This window comes from Kineosporia sp. A_224, from assembly GCF_002198655.1.
Classification (GTDB): Bacteria; Actinomycetota; Actinomycetes; order Actinomycetales; family Kineosporiaceae; genus R-H-3.
The window spans coordinates 17,021-23,227 of the sequence record NZ_MWLN01000052.1 but is presented as its reverse complement, the minus strand read 5'-3'; the positions used below and the strand labels follow the sequence as shown (position 1 = coordinate 23,227).

At 76.0% G+C, this 6,207-nt stretch carries 8 protein-coding genes and 1 pseudogene; all 9 read right to left on the bottom strand.

Features of this window, described 5'->3' with window-relative positions:
- The coding region (locus EDJALFJO_RS04375) for an FAD-dependent oxidoreductase (RefSeq protein ID WP_143448285.1) at positions 1-559 on the bottom strand (559 nt) is incomplete at its 3' end.
- A 121-nt stretch (positions 560-680) separates the two neighbouring features.
- Positions 681-1,609 (bottom strand): annotated as a pseudogene (locus tag EDJALFJO_RS36270) (oxidoreductase); the annotation flags it as partial.
- A 55-nt stretch (positions 1,610-1,664) separates the two neighbouring features.
- Positions 1,665-1,988, bottom strand: coding sequence for a DUF2469 domain-containing protein (locus EDJALFJO_RS04365; protein ID WP_088282591.1), 324 nt, complete (start codon positions 1,986-1,988; stop codon positions 1,665-1,667).
- Positions 1,989-2,159: 171 nt separating this feature from the next.
- Positions 2,160-2,522: a fluoride efflux transporter CrcB gene (crcB, locus tag EDJALFJO_RS04360; protein ID WP_088282589.1), complete on the bottom strand. Its 363-nt coding sequence runs from the start codon at positions 2,520-2,522 to the stop codon at positions 2,160-2,162.
- The gene (locus EDJALFJO_RS04355; RefSeq protein ID WP_088282587.1) at positions 2,519-2,893 is read right to left on the bottom strand and encodes a DUF190 domain-containing protein; all 375 of its coding nucleotides are present in this window, start codon (positions 2,891-2,893) and stop codon (positions 2,519-2,521) included. Before EDJALFJO_RS04355 ends, crcB (EDJALFJO_RS04360) begins: the two co-directional genes overlap by 4 nt.
- Complete coding sequence (gene crcB, locus EDJALFJO_RS04350) at positions 2,890-3,423, bottom strand: fluoride efflux transporter CrcB (RefSeq protein ID WP_198949988.1); 534 nt, start codon at positions 3,421-3,423, stop codon at positions 2,890-2,892. Before crcB (EDJALFJO_RS04350) ends, EDJALFJO_RS04355 begins: the two co-directional genes overlap by 4 nt.
- The gene (locus tag EDJALFJO_RS04345; RefSeq protein WP_233149674.1) at positions 3,420-4,307 is read right to left on the bottom strand and encodes a ribonuclease HII; all 888 of its coding nucleotides are present in this window, start codon (positions 4,305-4,307) and stop codon (positions 3,420-3,422) included. Before EDJALFJO_RS04345 ends, crcB (EDJALFJO_RS04350) begins: the two co-directional genes overlap by 4 nt.
- Positions 4,304-5,068 (bottom strand): signal peptidase I, encoded by a 765-nt coding sequence (lepB, locus tag EDJALFJO_RS04340; RefSeq protein ID WP_233149673.1) that lies wholly within the window; start codon positions 5,066-5,068, stop codon positions 4,304-4,306. Before lepB (EDJALFJO_RS04340) ends, EDJALFJO_RS04345 begins: the two co-directional genes overlap by 4 nt.
- A partial coding sequence (lepB, locus tag EDJALFJO_RS04335; RefSeq protein WP_233149672.1) for a signal peptidase I occupies positions 5,065-6,207 on the bottom strand: 1,143 nt, incomplete at its 5' end. The genes lepB (EDJALFJO_RS04335) and lepB (EDJALFJO_RS04340), both read right to left, overlap by 4 nt.

Sequence of the window (6,207 nt, the reverse complement as noted above, 5' to 3'; positions counted from 1 at the left end):
CCCGCTCCCCGTCCTCCGCCGCCGACCACGACCGGACGACGTCCGCCGCCGCCTCGGGCCCGTCCACGCCACCCGGCACCGGCCATGACCCCGTCGCGACAACGGCGACCTCCGCGCCGAGCGCGACGATGTCCGCGGCAGACGCCTCGACCCCGTACCGGACGTCCGCCCCGAGCCGCTCGAGCTCGGCGACCCGCCACCGCACGAGCTCGGCGAACGGCCCCTGGAGCGGCAGTGCGGCGACCAGCCGGACCTGCCCGCCCGCAGCGCCGTCCCGTTCGAGGACGGTGACCCGGTGCCCCCGCTCCGCGGCGACCCGGGCCGCCTCCAGCCCGGCGAGGCCCGCTCCCACGACGACGACGTGCCGCGCCCGCTCCGCCCGCTGCGGCGGCGCCTCGTGCTCGTGCCCGGCGGCCGGGTTCTGCAGGCAGGCGATCGGGTACTTGCGCAGCCGGCGCGCGATGCAGAGGTTGTACGCGACGCACTCGCGGACCTGACGCTCGCGACCCTCGCGGGCCTTCCGGACGACGTCCGGGTCGGCGATCATCGCGCGCGTCATCCCCGTGAGGTCGCAGGCCCCGGCCGCGAGCGCCCGCTCGGCGACGTCCGCCCGGACGATCCGGCCCTCCGCGACGACCGCCGGCCCGCGGCCGGGCCCGGCTCGCCGTCGAGATCCTCANGCTCGCGACCCTCGCGGGCCTTCCGGACGACGTCCGGGTCGGCGGGCCTCGCCGCGCAGCCCGCCGAGCGCCGCGGTGACCCGCTCCGCGTTCGGGACGCCGACCCCCTCGGGCAGCTCCATCGGCGGGATGATGAGGTGCAGGGACTCGTAGTTGCCGTTGCCGACGCCGACGTAGTCGAGGTCGCACGCGGCGGCGAGGTGCGCGGCGGCCTCCGCGTAGCCGGGCGTCGCCGCGGTGAGCGTGACCCCGAGCAGCCGCTCGGGCCCGACCGTCTCGCGCAGCACCGTGAGGATCTCGACGGCGAGCCGGGCCCGGCCGGGCAGGTCGCCGCCCCAGCCGTCGGTGCGGTGGTTGCGGCCCGGGTCGAGGAACTGGTCGACGAGGGTGTCGTAGGCGAACATGCACTCGACGCCGTCGACCCCGGCGGCCACCGCGGCCCGCGCCGCCGCGACGAACCCCTCGACGACCCGGCCGAGGTCGACCTCGTCGACGGCCCGCAGGGCGTCCGGCCAGCCGGGGCCCTGGACGGCGGACGGCGCCCACCGCTCGCTCGACTCCTGGTGCGGGTCGGCGTTCGCGCCCATGTGGTAGAGCTGGCTCACGATCACGGTGCCGTGCGCGCGCACCGCGGCGGCCGTCTCCCGCAGCGCGGGCACGAACGCGTCGTCGTCGTACCGGTAGTTCTGCGGCGTCACGCCGCCGTTGGGCAGCACCGGCAGCGGCTCCATGACGATCATCCCGGCCCCGCCCGCGGCCCGCGCCTCGTAGTACGCGCGGGCCCGGGCCCCGGGGACGCCGTCCGCACCGAAGCTCGTCGTGTGCGCGGTGAACACCGCGCGCGTCGGCAGCACGTGCCCGCGCAAGGTGAACGGCGACAGCAGCAGCGGGTAGCGGCCGTGCGTCGGGTCGTGCGTCGGGTCGCTCATGGCGGCGAGGCTCGCACGCCCGGCGCACCCTGCGGAAGAGCGGGGAAGAGCGGGACTACCCCGCGAACCCGCCCGACTTCGGCAGCTCGAGGTCGCTCTTGGCGAGCTCCTCGACGTTGACGTCCTTGAACGTCACGACGCGCACCGACTTCACGAACCGGGCGGGCCGGTACACGTCCCACACCCACGCGTCGCTCATCGTCACCTCGAAGAAGACCTCACCGTCGGCGGACCGCACCTTGAGGTCGACCTGGTTGGCGAGGTAGAAGCGCCGCTCGGTCTCGACGACGTACGAGAAGAGCCCGACGACGTCCCGGTACTCCCGGTAGAGCTGAAGCTCCATCTCGGTCTCGTAGTTCTCGAGATCCTCGGCGCTCATGGGGACGTCTCGCTCCGCTGCTCGTTCGCGCCGTGCGTCGGGCACGGCGTCCGGTTGCGCCCCGGGGCGCCCGACCATCATGGACCAGTCCGGGCCGCTCGGCCGAGCCGCCACCCGGATGCGCCGCCGGGAGCGCCCGGCCGCACGCCGGCCGCACGCCGGCCGCACGGGTCAGGCGGTGAGCGCGTACCCCGCCGCGACGGCGGCGAACCCGGCGACGACGCTGCCGGCGACGTTGCCCGCGGCGTACAGCCAGGCCCGCTGCCGGGCCAGCTCGGCGGTCTCGTAGCCGAAGGTCGAGAACGTCGTGAGCGCCCCGCAGAACCCGGTGCCGAGCAGCGCCACGAGGTGCGGCGATGCCCCGCCGCGCGCGGCCAGCCCGCCGACGGCCCCCAGCACGAACGACCCGACGACGTTGACGACGAAGGTGCCCCACGGCACGAGCGAGTCGTGCAGGGAGTTCACCCACAGGTCCGTGACGTAGCGCAGCGGGGCCCCGGCCGCGGCCCCGAGGACGACGAGCAGCGCCGTCACCCGGCCGCTCCCCTGTCGTGGGCGTCGTCCCCGAACCGGACGACGGTCACGTCGTCGAGCGTCACGAGCCCGCCCGCCCCCGACTCGGCGAGCAGCGCGCCGAGCACCGGCAGGAACGCGTCGACCTTCTCGGCGGTGTCGACGACGACGACCGACAGCGGCAGGTCCTCGGAGAGGCTGAGGATCCGGGCGGTGTGCACCCGGCTGCCGGCGCCGAACCCCTCGCACCCGCGGAAGATGCTCGCCCCCGCCAGGCCCGCCGCGTGCGCGCGGTGGACGACCTGCGTCGCGAGCGGCCCGTGGTGGTGCCGGTCCTCCTCGCCGACGACGACGGTGAGCCGGACGGCGGCGGTACGCCCCGGTCCGTTCATGGCTGCTCCTCCCGCCCGGACGACGGCCCTGCGCCGCCGTCTCCATCGTCCGCCTGCGCGTCCCCGGCCGCGCCGGGACGACGTCCCCGCTCTGCGAGCGCGACGAGCCCGGCCCCGCCCGCGGCGCCGAGCGGTACCGCGAGCAGCCCGGCGACGAGGCTCCCGGCGACGTAGAGCGCCGCGACGACGGGTGCCCCGGCGAGCAGCAGCGTGTGCGCGTCGAGGCCGTACGCCGAGAACGTCGTGAACCCGCCGAGCACCCCCGTGCGCAGGAACGAGCGCCGGTACCGCGACGGCGGCCAGCGCTCCTCCTCGAACCACATGAGCGCACCGATGAGCAGGCAGCCGACGACGTTCACGCTGAAGGTCGACCACGGGAACTCACGGTCGGCGTGCGGGAGTGCGAGCCCGACGCCCCAGCGGGCCAGGCTGCCGAGGGCGCCGCCCGCGGCGACGACGAGCAGGACGTCCCACCGGGTGCGCAGGGCCCGGACGGCGCGACCGGTGAAGGACGGCGCGCCGCCGGTCACGGGACCGGCAGCCCGTCCGCGCCCGCGAGGTCGAGGTCGGCGCGGGCGCCGGTCGCGGCGTCGGCGGGCGGCACGGCCGCGGCGAGGTCGACGGCACCGCCGGGGACGTCGTCCGGCTCCCCGCCCTGCCCGGGCAGGCTCCACGACCTGCGGTGCTGGGCGCACGGGCCGAACCGGCGGATCGCCGCGCCGTGCTCCGGCGCGGAGTAGCCCTTGTTGCCCTCCCACCCGTACTCGGGGTGGTCGGCCGCCCGGGCGACCATCATGGCGTCGCGCTCGACCTTCGCCAGGACGCTCGCGGCGGCCACGGCCGCGCACCGCAGGTCCGCCTTGACCATCGTCACGACGGCCGGCTCGGCGGCGAGGGCGACGTCCGGGGCGACCTCGCGGCCGAGCAGGTCGAGGTCGAAGAGGGTCGGCGGCGCGGCCGGCGGGGTGAGCCAGTCGTGCGAGCCGTCGAGGATGACGCACGACGGGACGGCGGGCAGCTGGGCGAGCGCGCGGCGTCCGGCCAGCCTCAGCGCGGCGATGATCCCGTACCGGTCGACCTCGTCGGGCTCGGCGTGCCCCACGGCGTGCGCGAGCGCCCAGCGGCGCACCTTGGGCACGAGTGCCTCCCGGACGGCGGGGGCGAGCAGCTTGGAGTCCTTGACGCCGGTGGGCGCCGTCCGCACCTGCGCGTCGACGACGACGACCCCGACGCTCACCGGCCCGGCGAGCGCGCCGCGGCCGACCTCGTCCACCCCGGCGACGAGCAGGTGCCCGTCGCGCAGCAGCCGGCGCTCCTCGCGCAGGGTCGGCACGCCCCGGGCGGGCAGCGTGACCTTCGCCTTCCGGGAGGTCGTGCCGGCCGCCCGGCGGCGCGGGGTCGTGCCTGCGGTCACGGCGCCGCGGGTTCCGGGACGTCCGCGAAGACGGGGTCCGGCCGGCCGAGGCCGGTGGCCCGGGACAGCGGCCACACGAGCACGAAGGCCTTGCCGACGACCGACGACTCCGGCACGAACCCGTGGACCCGCGAGTCCTCGGAGATCTCCCGGTGGTCGCCCATGACCCACAGGTCGCCGGCGGGGACGGTGCGCGAGAACGTCCGGGCGCTCGGGGCGTTGCCGGGGAACAGGTACGTCTCGTCGATCGGGACGCCGTTGACCGTGACCCGGCCCGCCGCGTCGCAGCAGGCGACCGTGTCGCCGGGCAGGCCGATGACGCGCTTGATGAGGTGCTCGCCGGAGTCGTGCGGCAGCAGGCCGACGAACGTCAGCGTCGCGCGGACGGCGTGCCGGACGGCGCCCTCCTCGGGCTCGACCGGCGGCGGCAGCCAGCCGTCCGGGTCCTTGAAGACGACGATGTCGCCGCGGTGCAGCGTGAACGGCCCCGGCGTGAGCTTGCTGACGACGACCCGGTCGTCCTCGAGGAGGGTGTTCTCCATCGACCCCGACGGGATGTAGAACGCCTGCACGAGGAAGGTCTTGACGACCAGGGAGATCGCCAGCGCCATCGCGACGACGACGACCACCTCGGTGATCGCGCTCACCGCCGACTGCAGGGCGGTGCGCGGCGCGTCGGAGACGTCTCTGGCCATCGGTGTGGTGCTCCCTCCGTCGGGCGTGCCGCCCGAACCGTTCCGCTCGTCGTCCGTGGTGCTCATGACCCCCCTGGTGCCGGGACGTCGGCGAACACCGGGTCGGGGATCCCCAGACCCCCGGCGCGTGCGAACGGCCACACGATGACGAAGGCCTTGCCCACGACGTCCGAGACCGGGACCGTACCGCCCCCGGCCAGGTCCATGTGGTACCTGGAGTCCGCGGAGAACGGCCGGTTGTCGCCCATCACCCACAACCGGCCCTCCGGCACCGTGATCGAGAAGGTCTTGTCGCTCGGCGCGATGCCCGGCTGGAGGTACAGCTCGTCGACCGCGACGCCGTTGACGATGAGCCGGCCCTTGGCGTCGCAGCACTTCACGGTGTCGCCCGGCAGGCCGATGACGCGCTTGATGAGGTGCTCGCCGGAGTCCTGCGGGAGCAGGCCGACGAACGTCAGGGCGGTGCGGACGGCGGCCCGCATCTTCCCGTCGTCCGGCGGCGCGCTCGGCGGCAGCCAGTGGTCGGGGTCCTTGAAGACGACGACGTCGCCGCGGTGGAGCTCGAACGGCCCGGGGGTGAGCTTGCTCACGAGCACCCGGTCGCCGACGAGCAGGGTCGTCTCCATCGACTCGGACGGGATGTAGAACGCCTGCACGAAGAACGTCTTGACGACGACCGCGAGGACGAGCGCCAGCGCGACGACGACGACGACCTCGACGGCCGCCCCGAGCGCGGACGCGGGCGCCGAGCCCTTCTTCGGCGGGCCGGTCCGGTGCGAGCCCTCGTCGCGGCGGCGGTCGGAGCGGCGCGGGGCGAGCAGGTCCTCGCCGGTCTCCGCCGCGGTGCTGCGGGTGCGGTGGCCGACGTCCGCGCCGGGGTACGCGAGGCCCGGGGACAGGCCCGGCAGCAGGGCGGGCTCCTGGGAGACCCGCGGGACGAGCAGGGACGGCGGACCGTCGTCCGCCGTCGGCCGGCGGCGGGCGAGCGGCAGCGAGCCGGAGACGTAGGCCGTCGGCTCGTAGGGCGCGGGGCCGGCGACGGGGCGGCCGGCCGCGGGCGCCTCGTGGACGGGGGTCTCGAAGGCCCTCGAGGCGACCTGCGGGGGCGCCTGGTACGGCTGCGGCGGGCGGAAGGCGCGCGGGGCCTGGAACGGTGCCGGCGCCCGCACCGGCGGCTGGGGCGGGTAGCCCGGCACCGGTTCGTC

Coding starts and splice junctions, on each gene's coding strand:
- EDJALFJO_RS04365 (WP_088282591.1), bottom strand. CDS start 1,988: ATGAGCGCCGAGGATCTCGAGAACTACGAGACCGAGATGGAGCTTCAG.
- EDJALFJO_RS04355 (WP_088282587.1), bottom strand. CDS start 2,893: ATGAACGGACCGGGGCGTACCGCCGCCGTCCGGCTCACCGTCGTCGTC.
- lepB (WP_233149673.1), bottom strand. CDS start 5,068: ATGAGCACCACGGACGACGAGCGGAACGGTTCGGGCGGCACGCCCGAC.